Origin of the sequence: Novosphingobium sp. PY1 (assembly GCF_017312445.1) — a bacterium.
Taxonomy (GTDB): domain Bacteria; phylum Pseudomonadota; class Alphaproteobacteria; order Sphingomonadales; family Sphingomonadaceae; genus Novosphingobium.
On record NZ_BLTI01000003.1, the window covers coordinates 26,866 to 49,405 of the forward strand.

At 66.1% G+C, this 22,540-nt stretch carries 24 protein-coding genes; 23 read left to right on the top strand and 1 reads right to left on the bottom strand.

Translation table 11 applies throughout. The features are described from left to right. Nucleotide 1: 1 nt before the first annotated feature. The 4 genes from flgK (at nt 2) to J3474_RS03130 (ending at nt 4,033) form a co-directional block, all read left to right on the top strand. The gene (flgK, locus tag J3474_RS03115) at nt 2–1,339 is read left to right on the top strand and encodes a flagellar hook-associated protein FlgK (protein WP_207093069.1); all 1,338 of its coding nucleotides are present in this window, start codon (nt 2–4) and stop codon (nt 1,337–1,339) included. A gap of 7 nt (nt 1,340–1,346) precedes the next feature. Then, complete coding sequence (locus J3474_RS03120) at nt 1,347–2,267, top strand: flagellar hook protein FlgL (protein ID WP_013834325.1); 921 nt, start codon at nt 1,347–1,349, stop codon at nt 2,265–2,267. Between the two features lie 61 nt (nt 2,268–2,328). Then, nucleotides 2,329–3,192, top strand: a complete 864-nt coding sequence (gene motA, locus J3474_RS03125; RefSeq protein ID WP_013834326.1) for a flagellar motor stator protein MotA — start codon at nt 2,329–2,331, stop codon at nt 3,190–3,192. A gap of 1 nt (nt 3,193) precedes the next feature. After that, complete coding sequence (locus J3474_RS03130) at nt 3,194–4,033, top strand: flagellar motor protein MotB (protein WP_013834327.1); 840 nt, start codon at nt 3,194–3,196, stop codon at nt 4,031–4,033. A gap of 935 nt (nt 4,034–4,968) precedes the next feature. Here the strand turns inward: J3474_RS03130 and J3474_RS03135 are convergent. After that, nucleotides 4,969–5,793, bottom strand: a complete 825-nt coding sequence (locus J3474_RS03135) for a flagellin (protein ID WP_013834328.1) — start codon at nt 5,791–5,793, stop codon at nt 4,969–4,971. Nucleotides 5,794–6,114: 321 nt separating this feature from the next. Here J3474_RS03135 and J3474_RS03140 point away from each other — a divergent pair, with 321 nt between their 5' ends. The 19 genes from J3474_RS03140 (at nt 6,115) to J3474_RS03230 (ending at nt 22,536) form a co-directional block, all read left to right on the top strand. Next, complete coding sequence (locus tag J3474_RS03140; protein ID WP_013834329.1) at nt 6,115–7,353, top strand: sigma-54-dependent Fis family transcriptional regulator; 1,239 nt, start codon at nt 6,115–6,117, stop codon at nt 7,351–7,353. Further along, nucleotides 7,350–7,751, top strand: a complete 402-nt coding sequence (fliE, locus tag J3474_RS03145; RefSeq protein ID WP_007012313.1) for a flagellar hook-basal body complex protein FliE — start codon at nt 7,350–7,352, stop codon at nt 7,749–7,751. The genes J3474_RS03140 and fliE overlap by 4 nt, the downstream gene beginning before the upstream one ends. A 6-nt stretch (nt 7,752–7,757) precedes the next feature. Then, entirely contained in the window at nt 7,758–9,530 is a 1,773-nt protein-coding gene (gene fliF, locus J3474_RS03150; RefSeq protein WP_013834331.1) for a flagellar basal-body MS-ring/collar protein FliF, read from the top strand. After that, nucleotides 9,527–10,534, top strand: a complete 1,008-nt coding sequence (gene fliG, locus J3474_RS03155) for a flagellar motor switch protein FliG (protein WP_013834332.1) — start codon at nt 9,527–9,529, stop codon at nt 10,532–10,534. The genes fliF and fliG overlap by 4 nt, the downstream gene beginning before the upstream one ends. An 8-nt stretch (nt 10,535–10,542) precedes the next feature. Continuing rightward, nucleotides 10,543–11,169, top strand: a complete 627-nt coding sequence (locus J3474_RS03160) for a FliH/SctL family protein (RefSeq protein WP_207093070.1) — start codon at nt 10,543–10,545, stop codon at nt 11,167–11,169. Nucleotides 11,170–11,176: 7 nt separating this feature from the next. Further along, on the top strand, nt 11,177–12,499 hold the full coding sequence (locus J3474_RS03165) for a FliI/YscN family ATPase (RefSeq protein WP_207093071.1): 1,323 nt from the start codon (nt 11,177–11,179) through the stop codon (nt 12,497–12,499). Between the two features lie 40 nt (nt 12,500–12,539). Then, nucleotides 12,540–12,965: a hypothetical protein gene (locus tag J3474_RS03170; RefSeq protein ID WP_007012318.1), complete on the top strand. Its 426-nt coding sequence runs from the start codon at nt 12,540–12,542 to the stop codon at nt 12,963–12,965. 35 nt (nt 12,966–13,000) lie between these two features. Further along, nucleotides 13,001–14,758 carry a hypothetical protein gene (locus tag J3474_RS03175; protein WP_242528172.1) on the top strand — a complete coding sequence of 586 codons (1,758 nt, stop codon included), beginning with the start codon at nt 13,001–13,003 and terminating at the stop codon, nt 14,756–14,758. Nucleotides 14,759–14,784: 26 nt separating this feature from the next. Further along, nucleotides 14,785–15,369, top strand: a complete 585-nt coding sequence (gene fliL, locus J3474_RS03180; RefSeq protein WP_041559126.1) for a flagellar basal body-associated protein FliL — start codon at nt 14,785–14,787, stop codon at nt 15,367–15,369. A gap of 40 nt (nt 15,370–15,409) precedes the next feature. Next, nucleotides 15,410–16,273, top strand: a complete 864-nt coding sequence (locus J3474_RS03185; RefSeq protein ID WP_207093073.1) for a FliM/FliN family flagellar motor switch protein — start codon at nt 15,410–15,412, stop codon at nt 16,271–16,273. A gap of 19 nt (nt 16,274–16,292) precedes the next feature. Continuing rightward, the gene (fliN, locus tag J3474_RS03190; protein WP_007012322.1) at nt 16,293–16,592 is read left to right on the top strand and encodes a flagellar motor switch protein FliN; all 300 of its coding nucleotides are present in this window, start codon (nt 16,293–16,295) and stop codon (nt 16,590–16,592) included. Between the two features lie 6 nt (nt 16,593–16,598). Continuing rightward, complete coding sequence (locus J3474_RS03195; RefSeq protein WP_007012323.1) at nt 16,599–16,880, top strand: flagellar biosynthetic protein FliO; 282 nt, start codon at nt 16,599–16,601, stop codon at nt 16,878–16,880. Then, nucleotides 16,877–17,674 carry a flagellar type III secretion system pore protein FliP gene (gene fliP / locus J3474_RS03200; protein ID WP_207093074.1) on the top strand — a complete coding sequence of 266 codons (798 nt, stop codon included), beginning with the start codon at nt 16,877–16,879 and terminating at the stop codon, nt 17,672–17,674. Before J3474_RS03195 ends, fliP begins: the two co-directional genes overlap by 4 nt. A gap of 8 nt (nt 17,675–17,682) precedes the next feature. Continuing rightward, complete coding sequence (fliQ, locus tag J3474_RS03205; RefSeq protein ID WP_007012325.1) at nt 17,683–17,973, top strand: flagellar biosynthesis protein FliQ; 291 nt, start codon at nt 17,683–17,685, stop codon at nt 17,971–17,973. Then, nucleotides 17,973–18,752: a flagellar biosynthetic protein FliR gene (gene fliR / locus J3474_RS03210; protein ID WP_013834339.1), complete on the top strand. Its 780-nt coding sequence runs from the start codon at nt 17,973–17,975 to the stop codon at nt 18,750–18,752. Before fliQ ends, fliR begins: the two co-directional genes overlap by 1 nt. Then, nucleotides 18,749–19,888: a flagellar biosynthesis protein FlhB gene (locus J3474_RS03215; protein WP_007012327.1), complete on the top strand. Its 1,140-nt coding sequence runs from the start codon at nt 18,749–18,751 to the stop codon at nt 19,886–19,888. The genes fliR and J3474_RS03215 overlap by 4 nt, the downstream gene beginning before the upstream one ends. A gap of 70 nt (nt 19,889–19,958) precedes the next feature. Then, a complete protein-coding gene (fliD, locus tag J3474_RS03220) occupies nt 19,959–21,395 on the top strand; it encodes a flagellar filament capping protein FliD (RefSeq protein ID WP_013834340.1) in 1,437 nt (478 codons plus the stop codon). Between the two features lies 1 nt (nt 21,396). Further along, nucleotides 21,397–21,768, top strand: coding sequence for a flagellar export chaperone FliS (gene fliS, locus J3474_RS03225; protein WP_013834341.1), 372 nt, complete (start codon nt 21,397–21,399; stop codon nt 21,766–21,768). Nucleotides 21,769–21,933: 165 nt separating this feature from the next. Then, the gene (locus J3474_RS03230; protein ID WP_013834342.1) at nt 21,934–22,536 is read left to right on the top strand and encodes a response regulator transcription factor; all 603 of its coding nucleotides are present in this window, start codon (nt 21,934–21,936) and stop codon (nt 22,534–22,536) included. Nucleotides 22,537–22,540: the final 4 nt, after the last annotated feature.

The window sequence follows — 22,540 nt, forward strand, 5'->3', positions numbered from 1 at the left end:
CATGGGCGCAGACCTCCTCTCGATTGCCAAGTCCGGCGCTGCGGCGGCCCGCACCGCACTGGACCTGACCGCGCAGAATATCGCCAACGCGTCGTCGGAGGGCTATGTCCGCCGCACGATCAGCGTGTCCGAACTCGCTGCGAACTCGGTCAGCTCGGCCCCGACGGCGGTCAATCTCGCAGGCGTTCGGGTCAACGGGGTCGTGCGCAATGCCGACGTCTTCCGCCAGGCCGAAGTGCGCCGCACCGGCGCCGATGCCGCCCGCGCGAGCACGGAAGTCCAGGGCCTGGAAAACATCGAGAGCTCCGTCGAACAGACCGGCGTCTATGACGCCATCGTCGCCTTCGAAGGCAGCCTTCAGCAGCTTCTGTCCGACCCCACCGACGGTTCGCTGCGAGCCGCCGTGCTGGAGCAGGGACGGACCCTTTCGGAAACCTTCAACGTCGCGTCTTCCAGCCTCGATGCGGTCGGCAAGGGACTGCAGTTCGAAGCCCAGGACGGCGTCGACGAGGTCAACCGGCTCGCCGGCGAACTGGCCCGCGTCAACCTGCGCCTCTCACGCGCGTCGGACCAGTCGAGCGACCAGACAACGCTGCTCGACCAGCGCGACTCGCTGCTTGAGCAGATGAGCAAGGTCGCCAACGTCAGCGCCAGCTACAATCCGGACAAGACCGTCAGCGTCACCATCGGCGGCACAGCCGGGCAGACGCTGGTCTCGGGCGGCACCACAGCGACGCTGGCGATGGCGACGGCCGCCGACGGCACCATATCCTTTACTCTGGACGGCGCGGCCGCCTCGATCAGCTCGGGCGCGCTCGCCGGCCAGAGCCAGGCCCTCACCCAGCTTGCCGACACCCGCAGCCAGCTAGACACGCTGGCCGCCAAGATCGTCGACGTCGTCAACACCGCACAGGCCAATGGCGCCGACCTCAACGGCAATGCCGGCCAGCCGCTGTTTTCGGGTACCGGCGCCGGCGACATGGCGATGATCGCCACCAATGGCAGCGCGATCGCGACGGCCCCTGCCGGATCGGCAGCGAACAGCCGCGACCCCGCCAACCTGACTGACCTTCGCAGCGCCCTCGACACCGCCGATCCGGCCGGCGAAATGGACACCCTGCTCTTTACCATTTCCAGCGCCGTCGCCGGCCGCACGGTCACGCGCGACGCCCTGGAATCCATCGCAAGCACCGCCAAGGTCGCGCTCCAGGCGCAGGCCGGCGTCGACCTCGACGAAGAAGCGGTGAACCTCGTGCGCTACCAGCAGGCTTTCCAGGCCAACGGCCGCGTCATGCAGGTCGCAAGCGACATCTTCGATTCCATCCTGAACATCAGGTGAGGCTGACATGGCGATCGTTTCCACCAGCACCAGTGCCTTCTTCGAACGGTCCCGCGCCAACCTGAAGGACTTGCGCGCGCAGACCGAGACGCTGCAGGGCCAGCTCTCCAGCGGCAGCAAGCTCTCGCGCTCGTCCGACGATCCGGTCGCGGCCTCGCGCCTGCGCTCGCTCTCGCGTTTGGAATCGCTTTCCAACATCGACAAGTCCAACTCGCAGCGCGCCAATGCCGACCTGAGCCTTGCCGACGCCGCGCTTTCCGACATGTCGGATGCGCTGATCCGTGCGCAGGAACTCGCCACCCAGGCGGCCAGCGATTCGATCTCAAGCGACCAGCGCGCCTCCATCGGCCGCGAACTGGACTCGATCTATTCGACCCTGATGACCCTCGCCAATGCGCGCGATTCGAACGGCCATGCCCTGTTCGGCGGCGAAAGCTCCGGCGACGCCTATGCGCTCGATGCCTCGGGCAATCCCGTCTATGTCGGCACGCCTTCCTCGGGGACCCTTCCGCTCGGCGAAGGCCAGACGGTCGCCCGTTCGCTGACCGGACCGGAATTCCTCAACTTCTCTGTGGGCGGTACGCCGACGGACCTGCTGTCGGTCGTGAAAAATCTCGGGGCTGCGCTTCAGGGTGCGGCCGCCGATCCGGCCGGTGCCGCCAATGACGGTCTGGATGCGCTCAAGGCCGGCCTCGACTCGCTCACGACCGGACAGACCGTGGTCGGCACCCGCCTTGCCTGGATCGAGCTGACCACCGATCGCCGCACCAACCTATCGCAGCTTCGCTCCACCGAGGAGACCGACATCGGCGCGACCGACATCGCATCCACCGCGGCTTCGCTGCAGGAAGCGCTGCTGGTGCTGGAAGCCAGCCAGGCCAGCTTCACCAAGCTCGCCAATCTATCGCTGTTCAACAATCTGAGCTGACGCTTGCCCCCGGTCCAACGGGACAGGACCGGGTTTCTACTTTTCAGGGGGACTTCCAAACATGTTTGCAATCGTCGGCGTCGTGATCTTGCTGGTCATGGTATTCGGCGGCTTCGCCCTCACCGGCGGCGCGCTGGGACCGGTCATGCACGCGATCCCGCATGAGATGCTGATCATCGGCGGCGCCGCTGTGGGCGCTATCGTTACCGGCAACTCGATGCACCAGCTCAAGGCGCTCGGCAGCGGCATGGCCAAGGTCTTCAAGGGCCCCAAGCACAACAAGCAGGATCACATCGACGCGATCATCCTGACCACGCGCCTGATGAAGATCCTGCGCACCGAAGGTCCGGTTGCGCTGGAAAGCCACGTCAACGAACCCAAGTCGTCCGCGCTTTTCGCCGAGTTCCCGCGGCTGCTGGCCAACGACGCGCTCGTCCACCTGATCTGCGACACCCTGACGCTCATCGTGGTCTCCTCGGGCACGCTGGAAGTCCATGCCGTCGAGGACGTCATGGACAATGCGATGAAGACGCATTTCCACGAGCTTCACGAGCCGCAGCACGCGCTGCAGACGCTCGCAGACTCGCTGCCTGCGCTGGGCATCGTCGCCGCCGTTCTCGGCGTGGTGAAGACGATGGGCTCGATCGACGAGCCGCCCTCGGTTCTGGGCGGCATGATCGGCTCGGCGCTCGTCGGAACCTTCATGGGCGTGCTGCTCGCCTACGGCATCGTTGCGCCGATGGCCGGCCGCCTCAAGCAGGTGATCGAGGAAGACGAGCAGATCTTCCACGCCGTCAAGCAGGTAGTCATCGCCAGCCTTCACGGATGGCCGCAGCCGCTGGTCGTGGAATCGGCCCGCTCGGGTCTCGGCCACTCCTTCCGCCCCGGCCTGTCCGAACTTCTCGACGCGATGAGGGGACGCTGACGTGGCCACCAAGCGAGGCAAGAACGAATTGCCGCCGCCGATCATCGTGAAGAAGATCACGGTGGTGGAAGGCGGACACCACGGCGGTGCCTGGAAAGTTGCCTACGCCGACTTCGTGACCGCGATGATGGCCTTCTTCCTCCTGCTCTGGATCCTCGGCGCGACGACCGAGAAGCAGCGCAAGGGCATTGCCGACTACTTCACGCCGACCCTGGTCAAGACCAAGGAATCCTCGGCCGGGTCCAACAACGGCCTGCTGGGCGGTTCTTCGCTGACCGACGTCGACAATTATCCGCATGCCATGGGCCAGACCGGCACCCAGGCCATGACGATCCCGCGCGATGCGACCGGCGGCCCCAAGGAGGGCGGCACCAAGATCAAGCGCTCGGCCCGCGCCAAGCAATCTGTCGAGGAAAAGCTGCGTTCGACCGAAAGGCTGCGCAAGCTGGCCAAGCAGGTCCGCCTCGTCGACACCTCGATCGGTGTGCGCATCGACCTCGTCGACGATGCCGACTTCTCGATGTTCCGTCTCGGCACCACCGTGCTGACGCCCGATGCAGTCGAGCTGATCTCGGCGATTGCGGACGCGGTAGGAGCCGACGGCGGCCAGCTGACCCTGCGTGGCCACACCGACGCCCTGCCCTACAAGTCTGGCACTTACGGCAACAACTGGTCGCTCTCGGCCGGTCGCGCCGAAGCCACCCGCCAAGCGCTGATGCGTGACGGCATCGCCGAAGACCGCTTCAAGCGGATCGAAGGCGTAGCCGACAAGGAACTGCTGATTCCCGACAATCCGCAGGACCCGCGCAACCGCCGTATCTCGATCACTCTCCTGGACTGAGCTTCGGCTCGGTCCACGGCGGGACGCGAATCGGGCCGATCCCCCGATCTCCAATCATCTTCGGCCCGTGAGGTGAGGGTCCCCATGCCCTCACCTTCCGCGTTCCCGCCTTCCATTCGCCCCCATCGGTTCCACCCCTCTACAATAGAAAGAATGCGCAAGGGACGGACGTTCCCGGACGATCCGCCGCAAAAAGCCATCGAACCTCGCCGGGCCGCCAGTCTCCAAACTCCGTAGGCCCGGATCTCCAATCACCTGACGACAGCCCGTTCACGCCCACGCCGAGCGATTGCCGCACTCATGCGCGATCCCCCGGCCTGGACGTGAGCGGGCTTTTCTTTGAGCTGGGATCCGACCTGGCCAAGCCGGGGCGGCATCGACCAGATCAGCCCACACAGGGCTGTGGCCGCGAAGTGATCGAGATCTGCCCCGCCCGCTCCATTCATCCTCAACCTGTCGCGGGCTGCGGGCCATGCGCCTCCGCGATCGGGCTTCGACAAGCTTTGCCTGAGCTGGGGGTAGAGTGAGCGGCAATGCAGGAGAGCGAAGACAGCGCCAACGTCACTGCTCATCCGAAGACTGTCGCAGGACGCGAACCGCGCGCCGCCGTAACCGGACTTCGACAAGCTCTGCCTGAGCGGAAGGCGGTGGGGTGAAAGGGCTGGAGAGCGAGGACAGCGCCACCCACACCGTTCATCCTGAGCCTGTCGAAGGATGACGCCCCTGGCACGGCGCCTTCGCCGAGAGCGAATCACCTACCGATTCGCCGTTAACCCGTTCGCGATTCGCGCTCGGCTGCCACGCGTTGCCTTCGGTAACGGCACGAATCGCTTCGGCCCGCGCGAAGCGCAGGCACGGAGAAGGCCCCGACGGACTGGGGAGAACCGTCGGGGCCCTAGCCTGCCGAATGCAGGCTATTGGTTACTTTTCGCTACTTAGCGAAGCAGCGAGAGCACGTTCTGCTGGCTCTGGTTCGCCTGGGCGAGCATCGCGGTCGACGCCTGCGACAGGATCTGCGACTTGGCCATCGCGGTCGTTTCCGACGAGTAGTCAGCGTCTTCGATACGCGAACGGGCGTCCGAGAGGTTCGTGACGTTGGCAGTCATCGTGTTGACGGCCGAGTCGAGGCGGTTCTGCGAAGCACCCAAGTTGGCGCGAGCGGTCGAGACTTCGTCAAGAGCAGTGTCGAGGTCGTCGAGCTCGGTACCGGCCAGCGCGGTCACATCGACGGCAAGGGCTGCAGTCATGCCGGTTCCGGCGCTCACGTCGTCGAAGGTCAGGTCGATGGTGTCCGAAGCGTTGGCGCCGACCTGGATCTTGACGGTGCCGGCAGTACCGGCGGTGCCGTCGAACAGCTTGTTGCCGTTGAACTCAGTGTTGCCCAGAACGTCGGTGATCTGCGACTGAAGCTGCGAAACTTCGGTCTGCATGCGGGTGCGGTCGTCGGCCGAATAGGTGTCGTTCGAACCCTGAACGGTCAGTTCGCGAACGCGCTGCAGCATGTTGGTGACTTCCGAGAGCGCGCCTTCAGCGGTCTGCGCCATCGAGATGCCGTCGTTAGCGTTGCGGATGCCCTGGCTCATGCCCTTGATCTGCGAGGTCATCGAGGTCGCAATGGCGAGGCCTGCGGCGTCGTCCTTGGCGGAGTTGATGCGCTTGCCGGTCGACAGGCGTTCCATCGAGGTGCTGAGCATCTTGCTTGCCGAGTTCGAGGCGTTGGTAGCCCGAATCGCACTGATGTTGGTATTGATAACAGACATTTAGGTAGCTCCCGTTGAATGTGCCGAGTTCCGGATCAGCTTCGCCGGCCCATCCGGCTCCGCTGCCAAGGTGAAGACCGGCAAGCTGGCGGCAAATTTAAGCCGCCCCGGCAAAAAAAGGTTACCCACCCCATCATAAACCCGCGGAATCCCGTCAAACTTCGCCGAATCCCGAGTGTAAAATTTTCCGAATTTTTAACTGAATCACCCGCATAAACGGCCGTGGAGATTGGTTAATGCTACGGGGGACATCGAGACATGGGCGGGTTGAATTTCGACTCGAAATTCGCCCAGCGGCACGGACCGCTGGCAGATCGGGGAATGGCTATTGCCACTTCACTCCTCGATCTTGGTGCAATCGATTTGCGTGACGCTGCGGACGAGGCTCCTGGCCGTCCGCGCACGCGGTCGGTTCAACTTTCACGCGGCACTGCGCCCGCATTCGGTCGCAAGGGCGCATCGCAGATCGCGTTGACCTATGTCGATCCGGTCAGTGAAGCTTCGCTTGCCATGCTGCTCGCAGCCATGGCCGGCGCCGACGAGCCGATCGCGGCGGACCCGGAAAGCCTTTCGGTCTTCGCTCTCGCCGACCGTCTGGCCAACAGCGATATTCCGGTGCTGATCAACGGCCCGACCGGGACCGGCAAGGAAGTCCTGAGCCGCTTCATCCACGCCCGCAGCCCGCGCCGCGAAGGCCCGTTCATCGCCGTCAACTGCGCGGCGATGCCCGAGACGATGCTCGAGGCGATGCTCTTCGGCCACCAGAAGGGCGCATTCACCGGCGCTACCCAGGCGAGCGAAGGCTTCATCCGCGCGGCGGACGGCGGCACCCTGCTGCTGGACGAAATCGCCGAGATGCCGCTTCAGCTCCAGGCCAAGCTGCTGCGCGCGCTGCAGGAACAGGAAGTCGTTCCGATCGGCTCGACCAAGCCGATCAAGGTCGACGTGCGCATCATCGCCTGCGCCAACCGCGACCTGCCGACCGAAGTGGCCGAAGGCCGCTTCCGCGCCGACCTTTACTACCGCCTGAACGTGTTCCCGCTGACGCTGCGCCCGCTGCGCGAGCGCGCCGACGACATCGCCCCGCTCGCCTTCGCGATGGCGCTGCGTCACGCGCCGGACCCGGCCAAAGTGCCGTGCCCCAGCGAAGCGGCGATCGCGATGCTCAAGCTGCACTCCTGGCCCGGCAACGTGCGCGAGCTGGAGAACGTCATGCGCCGCGCGCTGCTCCTTGCCCACGGCAACGACGTGATCACGCCCGAGCACATCGTGTTCGACAGCCCGGCCCGCCTGATCGAATCGCCCGTCACGGCCACCGGCTTCGGCGTCACCGTAGCCCAGCCGCAGGTCGAAGAGGCGGAAACGCCGCGCAAGCTTTCCTCGATCGTGCAGATCTCGGAAGCCCGCGCCATCGTCGAGACGCTCGAGGCATGCGGCGGCAGCCGGGTGCGTGCGGCCCGCGAACTCGGCATCTCCGAACGGACCCTGCGCTATCGCCTCGCTTCGATGCGTGATGCCGGGATCGAGATCGGCAGAGCGGCCGCAGGAGGCCGTCGATGAGCGGCATCTCCGGCATCGGGGGCGGCGCTGGAGGAATTCAACAGATCATGGCCATGCGCCAGCAGATCATCCAGCGCAACGAACTGCTCCAGCAAATTCATGCGCCGAAAGGCCCTGATCAGGCAGGCGGCGTGGCCGGTGTCGGCGGCGCAGCCCCGACCGAGGTCCAGGCCCCGGCCCAGGGTTTCGCCGATACGCTCAAGACGGCACTCGACAACGTCAATGCCGTCCAGGCCAAATCGGACACGATCACCGACGCCTACCAGCGCGGTGAAGTGACCGACGTCGCCAGTGTCATGCTTGCCCGGCAGGAAGCCGGAGTCGCATTCGAAGCGACCATGCAGGTTCGCAACAAGCTGTTGTCCGCCTACCAGGACATCATGCGGATGGGGGTATAATGTACCATGCCCGAGCTCGTTCCAGCCACGCCTGACGGCGTCCCGGCGGCCTCGCTGCCCGCCACGCAGTCGATGTTTGCTCCGCTCACCGATCCGGCAGGCGGCAGCATGCTCACGCGCCTTGGCACTTTCACGGCCCAGCCGGCGGTCCGCAAGGTCCTGCCGGTGTTCGTCGGCCTGTCAGCCATCGGCGGGGCCCTGCTCGCGTGGAGCGCGCTCGCGCCTTCTCCGCAGCGCGTGCTGTACTCGCAGCTTGCCGACAGCGAACGCGCGAGCGTCGCCGCCGCGCTCGACCAGGCCTCGATCGACTACTCGATCGACAACAGCACCGGCGCCCTCTCGGTTTCCGAGGGCGACTTCTACAAGGCGCGCATGCTGGTCGCTTCCGACGGCGCGCTGGCGACACCGGAATCGGGCGTGCAGATGCTCGACAACATGCCGATGGGCGCCAGCCGCACGCTGGAAGGCGAACGCCTGCGCGCAGCCCGCGAGGCCGACCTGCAGCAGACCATCGCCCAGATCGACGGCGTGGAATCGGTCCGCGTGCATCTGGCGCAGGGCGAGAAATCGGTCTTCGTGCGTGAAAACGTGCCGCCGACCGCCTCGGTCATGGTCCGTCTCGCGCGCGGCCGTTCGCTGACCGAGAGCCAGGTTTCGGCCATCCTCAATCTCGTGGCCGGCTCGGTGCCGGGCCTCTCGCCCGACGCCGTGCGCGTCGTCGACCAGCACGGCCAGCTCCTGTCGGAGACCGGCGGGGTCGACAGCGACCGCCTCGACCTGCAGGCCCGGATGGAATCCAAGCTGCGCGAACAGGTCTCGCAGCTGCTGCGCCCGATGCTTGGCGAAGGCAATTTCACCTCGGAAATCCAGGTCGACCTCGACATGGACGAAGTGACTTCCGCCCGCGAAAGCTACGACAAGGACGGTGTCGTACGCACAGAGACCGAGGCGCAGTCGCAATCGACCGCTGCCACTCCGGCCGTCGGCGTCCCGGGCGTCCTGTCCAATACCCCGCCGCCGGTAACGCAGGCCCAGCCGGGCGCGCCGCAGGGCACTGCGCCGCAGCCGGGAGCGACTCCGCCGACCAACGGCGAGTCCCGCTCCTCGCGCACTTATGAACTGGGCCGCGAAGTCTCGGTCGCCAACACCACGCCGGGCGGCATAAAGCGCCTCTCGGTTGCGGTCGCGATCAGCGCCGATGCCATGAAGGGCGCCAAGGCCAAGGACATCCAGGAAATCGAGGCGCTCGTCAGCGCCGCGGTCGGCGCCAACCCGCAGCGCGGCGACCAGGTCAAGGTCATCGCGCGCAGCTTCGAGCCGATCGGGGATGCCGCCGCCCTGCCGTTCTACGAAATGCCGTGGTTCCCGATGGTCGTACGCTACGGTTCGGCCGTCCTTGCCGTCCTGATGGTGCTGCTGCTGGGGGTGCGCCCGATGGTCAAGGCCGTGCGCGGCGACAAGCCCAAGCCTGCCAAGAAGGCCAGGAAAGGCAAGAAGGGCGCTGCCGACGATGAAGACGAACTGGATGAGGAAGGCGAAACCGTCCTCGACGAGAACGGCCAGCCGGTCCTGCAGCGCAGCGCCGTGCGCGGCGCCCTGCCCGCCGGCGGCGCTGAAGACGTCGACATCGAGATCACCCGTTCTGACCTGCTCGCCAGGCAACTCAACCTTGCCCAGAAGCTGGTGGCCGAACGGCCCGACAGTGCCGTTGCCGCCTTGCGCCAGATGCTCAACGAACCGCTCGATCAGCAGGCCGAGAAGAAGGAATTCGCGCAGTGAGCGAAGTCGTACCCCTGTTCCCGGCGGACAACGCCGCGGTCATGGTCATGCTGCTCGACAACGACAATGCCTCGCGCATCCTGTCCGAACTCGAGCCCGATGAACTGCGCCGCCTGGGCGAGAAGATGTGCGCCCTGGGCGAGATCAGCCCGGACGTCATTGCCGAGGCGATCGCCGGCTTCGTCGAGAAGACCGAAAAGCTCGGCCTCGTCGCGCATGACCGCGTCGACAAGGTCCGCTCGATGATGAGCAACGCCATCGGCGAAGTGAAGACCGAGAGCGTGATGCGCCAGATCATGCCGGACGAGCCCAAGACCTCGCCGCTCGAACTGGCCCGCTGGCTCACTTCCGAAGCGCTGGTGCCGCTGGTCAAGGGCGAGCATCCGCAGGCGATTGCCGTCCTGCTGGTGCAGCTCGACCCGGTCGTCGCCGCCGAAGTGCTGCACGCCCTGCCGACCGAAGAACAGTCGCAGATCGTCCACCGCATCGCCACGCTCGGCCCGGTTTCGCCGCAGGCCATCGCGATGCTGGAAGAACTGCTGACCCGCCGCATCACCGAGAACCATGGCCATCGCCCGCTGGCAATGGGCGGTCCGAAGGAAGCGGCCGACATCATCAACGGCGCCGGCAAGGTGATCGAGAAGCGGGTGATGAGCGAGATCGGCAAGATCGACAAGGCGCTCGCCAAGGAGATCGAGAACGAGATGTTCAAGTTCGAGCATCTCTTCGTGCTCGACCCGCAGTCGATGGGCACGCTGCTGCGCGACATCGGCAACGACACCCTTATCGACGCGCTCAAGGGCATCAGCGAGGAAGAACGCGACTACTTCTTCCGCGCCATGTCGAGCCGCGCCGCCGATGGCGTCAAGGACGAGATCGCCGCTCGCGGTCGCACCAAGCTGGCCGACGTCGTCGCCGCACAGAAGGAGGTCGTCCTCGTCGCCCGCAAGCTCGCAGCCGAAGGTTCGATCATCTTCGGCTCGGGCGATGACGAATACGTCTGAGCAGCGCGATGTCCGATCTCGGCTTCAAGATACCCACGCAAGGCATGAGCCTGTTCGAGGCCATGGCCCAGCCGCAGGGCTTTCGCGCCGACGCGCGTTTCGGCGCGCTGCCCGCGCCCGAGCCCGAACCGGCGCCGCCGCCTCCATCCCTGGAACCGGCTGCGCCCGATCCGGTGGAGCAGGCCTTCACCCAGGGCTTCACCGCAGGTTACGAGCAGGCGCTGCAGGAGGCGCAGGCTCAGGCCCAGGCCGAAGCGGCCGCACGCGAAGGACTTGAGCTTTCGCTGACGCGCCTCAACGCGGTACTCGAAGAGGAACTGCGCAACCGCCTGCGCGAAACCGTGGCCGCCTTGTGCGAAAGCGCGATCGCTCCGCTGGCGATCGACGAGGACGCCCTAGCGCGCCGGATCAATGCCGCGGTGGGCATGCTCTCGCGCGCCGACGACGAGCGCGTGATCAAGCTGCACCCCGAAGACGTGAAACTGGTTTCGCCGCGCCTTGCCGCCGAATGGCAGGTGGAGGAAGAAGGCGGCCTCGAACGCGGCACGATCCGCATCGAGACGGCCAGCGGCGGGGTAGAGGATGGCCCGGCAACCTGGCGCATCGCCATCGCCGAAGCCTTGCAACAGTGCTGAGCCGCGCGTGCTGAAGCTCTGGGACCCTATCCTGACCGACCTGGCCGCCGAGCCGGTCGACCTGACGCCGCGCCGCTTCGGCCTCGTCACCGCCTGCGACGGCGGCCTGCTGGAAGTCAGCGGCCTGTCGGTACCGGTGGGCGCGATGTGCCGTGTCGGCCATGGCCGGGGCAAGACGCTCTCCGCCGAAGTCATCGGCTTTCGCAACGGCAAGACGATGATGATGTTGCTGGGCGACACGATCATGCTGCGCCCCGGCGCGCGCGTGTGCCCCGAAGGCCGCCCCGGCATGCTGCCGGTGGGCGATGCCTTTCTCGGCCGTGCCGTCGATGGCGAAGGCCTGCCGATCGACGGCGGCCTGCCGATCCATACCCGCACCGAATGGCCCGCAGGCGGCGTGCGCACTTCGGCGCTCGATCGCAGCCCGGTGCGCGAATGCTTCGACACCGGCGTGCGCTCACTCAACGCGCTCACCACTTTCGGCATCGGCCAGCGCATCGGCGTCATGGCCGGATCGGGCGTCGGCAAATCCGTACTGATCGACATGATCGCGCGCGGCGCAACCGCGGACGTGATCATCGTCGGCCTGATCGGCGAACGCGCCCGCGAGGTTTCCGATTTCGTTGAGCGGCACATGAACGCCGAGAAAAAGGACAAGACCGTGGTCGTCGCCGTACCGGCCGACCACGCGCCGAACCTGCGCCTGCGCGGCGCGATGCTCGCCACTTCGATGGCCGAGCACTTCCGCGCGCAGGGCAAGCGCGTCCTGCTCATTCTCGACAGCCTGACCCGCGTGGCCCACGCCGCGCGCGAAATCGGCCTGCTGCTCGGCGAGCCCGGCGCAGCGCGCGGCTATCCGCCATCCGCTCTCGCCACGATTACCAAGCTCGTCGAACGCGCCGGCAACTCGGCCGCCAGCAAGGGCTCGATCACCGGGCTCTACACGGTGCTGGCAGACGGCGACAACCAGGACGACCCGGTCGTCGACACCGCGCGCTCGATCCTCGACGGTCACATTGTGCTCTCGCGCGATCTCGCCCAGCGCGGGCAATATCCGGCGGTCGACATCGCCGCCTCGCTCAGCCGCGTGATGAACGACATCGTCTCGCCCGAACACCAGCAACTGGCCCGCCAGTTCCGCGCGCTTATCGCCAGCTACGAGGCCAACCGCGACCTCGTGCTGATGGGCGCCTACCGTGCCGGAGCCGACCCGCAGCTCGACAAGGCGATCGCGATGCACGAGTTGCTGACCGCCTTCCTGTGCCAGCAGGCCGGTGAAGTGATCGACCTTCCCGACAGCGGCGCGCAGCTTGCCGCCTTGCTGGGATGAGTTCATCGGTTCCTCCTGTCCCTTGCCGTGAGGCGATGCCGTGAAGGAAGAGCGCAAGCGGCTTGCGCGCCTCAAGCGGCTCGAGAAGATCCGCGCCATCGCCAAGCAGACCGCCGCCCTGGAATCCGCGCAGGCGGAAAGCACGCTCACGCAATTGCGCGCGCTGTCCGACCGCACCCGGCAGATGGCGAGCGACTATGCCAGCCGCCGCGAAATGACCGATGGCGGCTCGCTCCACCAGGTCGGCCGGTTCGTCAGCGGGCTGCAGGCCCTGACCAAGACCACCGACGGCGACGCGATACGCGCGCAGTCGATCGCCGATGCCAAGCAGCGCCTCCTTGCCGAGGCGGAACGGCGCCGCGCCGCCATCGAGGAACGCGCGCTGCTGCAGGAACGCATGATCGCCAAGGCCGGGCAAACGCCGGCCCTCGGCAGTAGAAAGGGATCTGGCACGGATCTTGAATAGTACCTTGCATGGTTAACCATGAGGTCCATCAAGGCATGATCCAGCTCTCGGCCCCGTCGATTTCCGCGAATGCTGCCCCGGCCGCCGGTACTGTGCCGACGACTGCAGCAAACGGCACGGAAACCGCCGACTTCGCCGCGCTTCTCGGCGCTGCGGGGACCCCGGGCGAGACCGCCGCGGGCGAAGCCAAGCCCGCCGCTGCCGCATTGACGGCGGCGCTGGCAGTGCAAGCGACCGGCAATGGCGGCAAGGACGGCAAGGCAACCGGCAACGAAAGCGGCAAGGATTTGCCGGTTGCCGCAAATGCCGCTGCCGCCGCTGTAGCCGCTGCCGCAACCGTTGCCGCACCGACCCTCATCAAGGATGCCAAGCCCACCGCCGAAACCGCAGAAGCGGGCGAAGGCAAGGGCGAGGCGAAGACCACCGATGCTCCCGACGAAGAAGCGACTTCTGACCAGGCAGACGTGCCCATCGCGGCTGCCAATCCCGTCATGCCGCTTGTCGTCCCACCGCTGCCCGGCACCGACAATCCCGTCGAATTCCGGGCAGCGGTTCCCGATACCGCTGCCGCTGGCCGCTCTGCCGCTTCGCTGAGCGCGCTCGTGCAGGGCACCGCAACACCGGCCAGAAACGCTGGTACCAAAGCCCAGGCCGCAGCGCCCGCACAGGTTCTGCAGGTCAAACTGGCCCCCATCGTCACCACCGATGCGGCCGAAGCCGGCAAGAGCGCCCAGGCCCCGACCGACCTCAACCCGGTAGCCGCAATCATGGCCCGCATCGACACCGCCAAGGCCGCCGCCGCAGCTACTCCCGCAGGGCAGGTGGCGCCGGCGACCACCGGCAAGGTGCAGGTCGCCGGACTTCAGGCTACGGCACTTCCGGTTCAGACCGATGCCGCACCGCGCACCGAAGCCAAGGCCGCCGCAAACCGGCCCTTCGTCGAAGCTCCGGCCGCCAAACCCGCGGACATCGACGCGCCGGTCGTGAGCGCCAAGCCCGCAGCCGCTTCCACTGCTCAGGTGGCAACGGCGACCACCGGCAAAACGCAGGCCCCGGGACTTCAGGCTACGGCACTTCCGGTTCAGACCGATGCCGCACTGCGCACCGAAGCCAAGGCGAACACTGCGAGCGAGGTCATTGCCGACCCCGGCAAGAAGGACATCGACACGGCCCAATCCGCCAGCCAGCCAGCAACGCGCTCGGCAGTGCAGCCCGCCGCCATGCACTTCGCAAGCGCGCAGCCGGCCGTCTCGACCGCGCCGGCCATTGCGACTGTCCCGGGAGCAGCGCCGACAGCAGTCGAGCAGCCCCACGATTTCACCACGCTGGTCGACCGCCTTTCCGAAGCGCGCGAAGCTGCATCGCCGCAGGTCGTGCGCACCGCGATCAACCATGCCGAGTTCGGCCAGGTCTCGATGCAGTTCCGCCAGGACGACGCGAAGATGAGCGTGACGCTCACCAATGCCGATCCCGGCTTCACGTCGGCAGTCCACTCGGCAGTCGCCGCGACGCTCGCCGGCAATGCCGCGGGCAATGGCGACCAGCAGCGCAGCGACAGCCAGCAGGCCCAACAGCAACAGCAGCAGCAGGCATCGACCCAGCAGCAGTCCGCCGCATCGAGCAACGGACAGGGCCAGGGTCAGGCACAGCAACAGGCCGCCCAGGCCCGCGCCGAGCAAGGCGAACGCAACTTTCACCGCGCGCAGTCCGCCTCGGCCGGCGCGCAGCAGGGCGAGCGCAAGCCGTCCGACGGGGCCGCCAACGGCCCTCGGCGTAGCGGCATCTACGCCTGACATCCGACTATTCAGGGGACTTTGAGATGAGCAAATCCGGCAAGGAAGAAAAGCCAGCCAAGAGTAAGGGCAAGCTCGGCCTGATCCTGGGCGCGGTGGGCCTTCTGGCCGTGGGCGGCGGCGGCATGTTCGGCCTGGTGCAGGCCGGCGTGATCGGCGGCGGCCATCACGAAGCCAAGCAGGACAACAATCCCAAGCTGATCCGCAAGGGCGAAGTCGACCCTTACGCGCCGGTCAGCGACAAGAAGGAGGAAGGCGGCGCCGCGGAAGTCGATGGCGAAGGCGGCGATGAATATCGCACCGCCTACTACACCTTCTCCGAGGAATTCACCTCGAACCTCAAGAACTCCGACGCGATGGTGCAGATGGCGCTGGCCTGCTCCACCCGCCGCGACGGCCGCGTGCTGATGTGGCTGAAGAAGCATGAACTGGCGATCCGCTCGCAGCTTCTCACCATCATCGCCGATACGCCCGAAGAGAACGTCTACACGATGGCCGGCAAGGAACAGCTGCAGAAGCGCATGACCGCCGCGATCAACAAGGTCCTCACCCAGAAGGAAGGCTTCGGCGGCGTCGACGCCGTCTACTTCCGCAGCTTCATCGTCCAGTGATCCGACGATGACGTCCGCCGCATCCCAAGGAACCGAGCGCATGAAAGCCCGCCACTGCAAGGAACTGCTGGGGACCGGTCCGTCGATCGGCGAGCTCGTCCCGGCTCTCTCGCTGATCGGCGAGCGGCTTGCGCGGGCGCTCGCCTCGGGCCTTGCCCGCCTCTCGGGCGGCGATGCCCCGGTGGTGCGCGTCGGCATGCCGCTCGACGGCACGCTGGGCTCCATCCAGTCGGAACTGCAAGGCCTTGCCTCGCACACGCTCCTTGCGGTGGGTGCGGAATCCCGGCCGATGCTGGCCGTCTTCGAGGCCGCGCCGGTCTTCCGCCTCGTCGACCGTGCCTTCGGCGGACGCGGCGACGTGCCGGACCCGCTGCCCGATACCTTCCCGCTTTCTGCCGAACTGCTGATCGCGCGCATCGAGGGCACCGTTGCCGATGCCCTCTCGATCGCTTTTGGCGGCGAAGCGAAGCACGCGGTGCGCACCGTGCGCCGCGAGACCAGCCTGCGCCAGCTTGCACCGTTCGACCGTAACGAGGAGCTGCTGCTCCTTTCGCTCGAAGTCGAGGAAACCGGCTGCGAGCCCTGGTCGATGCTGCTCGCTTTCCCGCAGACGACGCTTTCGGCGCTCGTCACCGTGCCGCGCCACCCGCGCAAGGCGCGCATGATGCAGGCCGCGCCCGATCCGGCGTCGGAGCCCTTCGCTTCGATGCCGCTGCAGGTGAAGGCCGTCCTCGTCGACATGACGATGGGCTTTTCGCGTCTGTCCAGCCTCAAGCCCGGCGACATCCTGCCGGTGGCAGTGGCGCGCAGCGTTCCTCTCAAGGTGGGCGACCAGACCGTCGCCAACGGCACTATCGGTGAACTCGACGATCGCGTCGCGGTTCAGGTTTCCCACGCATTCTGACTACGAAAGACGATCAACCATGAGCATTCATCCCCGCGGTTTCGATTTTCTTCGCGACGTCGACGTCCGGCTCTCGGTCGAACTGGGCCGCACCGAAATGAAGCTGAAGGACATCCTTGCCCTCGGCCCGGAAAGCGTCGTCGTCCTCGACCGCATGTCGGACGAGCTGCTTGACGTCCTGGTCAACGGCAAGCCGATCGCCAAGGGCGAAGTCGTCTCGCACAACGGCCGCTTCGGCCTGCGCATCGTCGAGATGGTAGGCGTCGAGGAAACCGCCGACGAAAATGCCATCCCGCTTCCCGGCGGCGCGCAGGGCTGACGCATCATGCTGTGGTACATCCTCAAGCTGATCATCCTGCTGCCACTGATCGGTTTCATCGCCTGGGGCTGCCTCAAGCTGGCGAAGAAGATGCAGGAAAAGGCCGGAATCGGCGGCGGTTCGAAGTCGATCCGCATCGTCGAGACCACCATGCTCTCGCCCACGCTCAAGCTTGCGGTGATCGAATTCCACGGCCGCGAGATCCTCGTCTCGGCCTCGCGCGGCGGCCTCACCCGCCTCGCCGAAGCACCGGCGCGTCCCCGCACTGCGGAAAGCCTGCCCGAATGAAGCGCATCGTTTCCCTGATCGCCGCACTGCCGGCGCTGCTGCTTCCCGCGGTGGCCTTCGCGCAGGTCCAGGCCCAGTCGCTTCCGGCGGCGGCGCCTGCATCGGACTCGGCGATCCCCGGCGCGCTCGACCGCGCCTTCGGGGCAATGGGCGGCACCGACGGACCGGGCATGAGCCTTTCGCTGCAGCTGCTCCTGATCATGGGGTTGCTGACGATCCTGCCCAGCCTGATCCTGATGATGACCAGCTTCACCCGCATCCTGGTGGTGCTGGCGATCCTGCGTCAGGCGCTGGGCCTGCAGCAATCGCCGCCCAATCAGGTGCTGATCGGCCTGTCGCTGTTCCTCTCGCTGTTCGTCATGGCGCCCACCCTCGAACGCGTGAACGCCAATGCCATCGCCCCCTATTCCGCCGGCACCATCAATGCCGAGCAGGCGATTGCCAACGGCGGCAAGGAATTCCACGCTTTCATGATCCGCCAGACGCGTGAGCGCGACCTGACGATGTTCGCCGAGATGGCCAATGCACCGCGTTTCGCGAAGCCGGCCGACGTGCCCTTCTCGATCCTGCTGCCCGCCTTCGTCACCAGCGAACTGAAGACCGCCTTCCAGATCGGCTTCATGCTGTTCCTGCCGTTCCTCGTGATCGACCTCGTGGTCTCCTCCGTCCTCATGTCGCTGGGCATGATGATGATGAGCCCGATGGTCGTTTCGCTGCCTTTCAAGCTGCTGCTTTTCGTCATGGTCGACGGCTGGGCGCTGCTTATGGGCTCGCTGGCCTCCAGCTTCGGGTAGCGCGGGCGATGGAAGACATCACCAACCTGCTCAGCCTGGCCGACAAGATGCTCTGGGTGACGGCGCTCGTCGCCGCCCCGGTGCTGATCGCCTCGCTGGTCGTCGGCCTCGCGGTCGGCGTCGTCCAGGCTGCCACGTCGGTCAACGAGCAGACCCTGACATTCGTCCCCAAGCTGGCCATCACCGCATTAGTGCTGGTTCTCTTCGGCGGCTCGATGATGACGCTGATCGGCGACTTCACCCAGGAGATCTTCGCCCAGATCGCGAACATCTCGCAGGCGGAGCGCGTCCTGCCGTGATGAACCTGGACTTCGGTTTCGGCGCGCTTGAACAGGATTTCTGGCGGCTGCTCTTCGTGATGACCCGCATCGGCGCGGCGCTTGTTGCCGCCCCGCTGTTCGGGACCGCGAGCGTGCCGCCCCAGCTTCGCGTCGTCGCAGCCGGAGCCATTGCCGTTCTCGTCTGCGCCTGGACCGACGTCCAGGCTCCCGCAGCGCTGTTCTCGCTGGCAGGGATGGTATCGGTTGCCGGTGAGGTCCTCATCGGCCTCTCGCTCGGCTTCATCCTGCAGGTCGCCTTTGCCGCCCCGGTTCTTGCCGCGGAAATCATCGGCGGCTCGATGGGCATGAGCATGGCCACCGCGGTCGATCCCAACTCGGGTGCGCAGTCGCCCGCTCTCGGCCAGTACTTCTCGGTGGTCATCACCCTCGTCTTCCTTGCCCTTGGCGCCCACCTGCAGTGGTTCTCGCTGGTAATCGAGAGCTACAAGAGCTTCCCCCCGGGCCACACCTGGCTCGGTGCAGAGCGCCTGTCCGAAATCGCCGGTTTCGCCAGCTACATGTTCGTGACCGCCGTTACCATCGCGCTGCCGGTCAGCCTGATCCTGCTGATCGTCCAGATGGTCACCGGCGTCCTCAGCCGCTCGGCACCTGCGCTCAACCTCTTCGCGCTGGGCCTGCCTGCCGGCGTTCTGGCCGGCATTGCCGCCCTGCTGATTTCCGCCCCGGTCCTCACCGACCTCGTCACCCGCATTTCCGCCGATGCCATCGGCGCCACTTCGGACCTGCTGAAGCCATGAGCGAACAGAGCGGCGAAAAGAGCTTTGCGCCAACAGAGAAGCGCAAACGCGACGCGGCCCAGAAGGGCGACGTCCTTCGCTCGCGCGAACTCGCCACGGCTGGCGCCGTCACCGTGGGCGCAGTCTGGATGCTGGCCGCAGGTCCCTGGGTCCTCGAACGGCTGAGTGAAACGCTACGGGCCGGTTTCGTCTGGGACCGCGCCGCGATCGACGATTTCGAGCCCGGCCAGCTGATCGTTTCGGCGGCCATCTCCGCCCTGCCTCCGGTATTCCTGCTGGGCCTGGCGATCATCGCGGTTTCGCTGATCTCGCAGCTCGGCTTCGGCGAGGGTCGCTGGATCGGCGGCAACATGGCGCCCAAGGCCTCGCGCATCAATCCGATGTCGGGCCTCAAGCGCATGTTCGGCCCGAACGGCTGGATCGAGATGGGCAAGGGCATCGCCAAGGTCGGCCTGCTCGGCACGATCGCGTGGTTCTGGGCCGACGGCCGTCTCGAAACCATCGCCAAGCTCGGCCGCGGCGACCTGTTCGGGCAGCTTTCCTATGCCTGGCACGGCGTCATCATTCTGCTGTTCTGGCTTGCCGGCGGTCTCTTCGTGATCGCGCTGGTCGACGTGCCGGTGCAGATGGTCCGCCGCCTCTCGCGCCTGAAAATGACGCTTCAGGAGATGCGCGACGAGAACAAGGAAAGCGAAGGCTCGCCCGAGAAGAAGGCGGCGATCAGGAACGCCCAGCGCAAGATCGCGATGGGCGGCCTGATCCCGGCCATGAAGGAGGCGCAGTTCGTCATCACCAACCCGACGCACTTCTCCATCGCGCTCACTTACGATCCGGACAAGGCGCATGCCCCGATCGTGCTGGCCAAGGGCCGCGGCGACAAGGCGCTCGCCATGCGCGAACTGGCCGCCGAGTACCAATTGCCGGTCCTCGAGTATCCCGCACTTGCCCGTTCGGTGTTCTACACCACCCGCGAACGCCAGGTGATCCGCGAGGAGCACTATGCCGCGGTCGCCGCGATCCTTGCCTTCGTCATGTCGCTCAAGCGCGGCGAAAAGCGCGTTCGCCCCGAAGTGTCGGTGCCGGTCACGCTGCGCTTCGACGCCAACGGCAATCTCGACCCGGCTTCGGTGCACTGATCGTGGCTTTCCCGGAAAAAACCGTTTCCAACCCCTTAAGCCCGGCACGGCAAGGCCGTCCTAGAGGTACATGGTAGACAGCACATCCTCGACCAGTTCGGCGACGTCATCGCTGATTTCGTCCCTCGGCGCAGGGAGCGGGATCGACTTTGCCGGCCTCGCCGCAAGCCTGTCGGCCGCGCAGTTCGCCGCGCGCAGCGATCAGCTCGCTGCCAAGTCGGAGAAGCTCGACGCCAAGATTTCGGCGGCTTCGAACATCAAGTCGATGCTGCTCAACCTCGACACCTCGTTCGGTAATCTCGTGCGTTCGGGCGACCTGGCCCGCACCCCGGTCGTGGCCAACGGCGCGGTGGCTTCGGCCACCCTGACCGGCACGAGCCAACCGACCGGCACCTTCTCGCTTGAAGTCACGCAGCTCGCCTCGGGCCAGCGCATCGCTTCGAACGCCTACAGCGCGGCGACCGACACGGTCGGTTCGGGCACGCTCACCCTGCGCTTTGGCACCGTTGCGGGCGCAGCCTTCACCGAAGACACCGGGCACGCCTCGGTCGACATCGCGATCGCTGCAGGCTCGACGCTGTCGCAGGTCGCGTCGGCCATCAACGGCGCCAATGCCGGCGTCACTGCCTATGTCGCCAACACCGTCAACGGCGCGCAGCTCGTCCTGCGCGGACCGGAAGGCGAATCCAACGGCTTCGTCCTGGAGGCGACCGAGGATGCCGCAGACCCCGGCCTGTCCAACCTGGCCTGGAATCCCGGCTCGGCGAACGGCCAGCTCCTGGCGACGGCGCAGGACGCCAAGTTCAACGTCGACGGTCTGGCCATGACCTCGAGCTCGAACACGATTTCCGAAGCCATTCCCGGCGTAAAGCTGACGCTGGGCGCGACCAATGTCGGCGCGCCGACGAACGTGTCGTTCAACGATCCCACCGATGTCATCGAATCGGCGATGCAGGACTTCACCAGCGCGCTCAACGAGCTGATGTCGGAACTGAACACCGCTACTGCCATCGGCGCGGATCTTGCCAACGACAGCGGCGCCAGGGCGCTCAAGCGCTCGCTTTCGCAGCTCGCCGGCACCACCGTGATGCCCAATGCGACCGGCGTTGCCAAGACGCTCGCCGACCTGGGCCTCAAGACCGAGCGCGACGGAACCTTCTCACTCGACACCGACCGGTTCAAGGCGACGATGGAAGCCGACCAGGACGGCGTCGTCGCGATGTTCACCAACGGCATCTACGGCGTCTACGCGACGTTCGACGCGATCTACCGCAAGGCCAGCAGCACGACCGATCCCGGTTCGCTGGGTGGCTCGATCTCGCGCTATTCCAAGCAGCTGACCGAAGTGACCGAGAACCAGTCGGACCTCGTCATCAAGCAGGAGGAGCTTCGCGCCCGCATGGTCGCCCGCTTCGCCAAGACCGAGACGCGGATCAGCTCCTCGCAGTCCACCCTCTCGTTCCTCCAGAGCCAGATCGACATCTGGAACAACTCAGGCAACAACTGACATGCTGGCGCACCGGTCCCCTCACGAAGCTTACCGCCGGGTCGATTTCGACGCCCGCGTCAAGGGCGCCAGCCCGACCGAACTCGTCCACTTGTGCTACGAACATCTCGTCAGCGCGCTGGGCACCGCGATCCATGCGGATCGCATCGGCGACAACAGCCTCAAGAGCCGGTCGATGACCCGCGCGCTTACCGCGGTCACGGCACTGCAGCTGGGGGTCTCGGGCGAGAACGAGATGGCAGCGGCGCTCAACCACCTCTACGAATCGGCGCGCCGCACGATTCTCGACAATGCAGTGAGCTTCGATCCGCGCACGGTCGAAACACTGCGCACGGACTTCATGGAAATCGGCCAGGCACTCCAGGCCGGCTGAGCCGGATTGGCGGCGAGATCGCACGGTTTCGGTTGCCACCAACATAGCGTTTCTCCTGCCCGGAAATCCGCAAGCCTCAATTGCATCGAAATCGGTGGCATCGTGCCACACGTGCCGGTGCGACTGCGCGTAATCCCCTAAGGGCAAACCAGTGGGGAGACTGCAGTGGAACGACTTTCCAACCTGATCCTGATCGACGGAGAAACCCGCCGTCGCGCCGCGATCAGCCATGCCCTTTCGACGGCCCAGATCCATGTCGAACCGTTCGAGAACATCTCAGAACTGGGCGCTGCATGGCCCAGCGGTGGTGTCGTCCTCCTGCACGAACAGGCCGGGGCCATTTCCAGTCTGATCGAACAGATGGCGAAACACGGCGAATGGTTTCCGATTATCGCCTTCAGCGAATTTCCATCGCCGCCGCGGATCGTTCAGGCCGTACTCGACGGCGCGATAGACTATGTCAGCTGGCCGATCACTGCAGACGAATTGAGCGCCTCGCTCGATCGTGCGATCCGGCGCACCGATGCCTTCGGTCACGCCAAGTTGCGCGAAGTGATGGCGCGCGCGCGGATCGCCCGGCTGAGCCGCCGTGAAAGGGAAGTGCTGGGCGGCGTGGCAAGCGGACTGTCCAACCGGCTGATCGGCGAAAGGCTCTCGATCAGTCCCCGTACGGTAGAAATCCACCGCGCCAACATGCTCACCAAACTCGGCGCCAACCATACCTCGGACGCCATTCGCATCGCGATCGAGGCCGCCCTGATCAAGTGAGAGG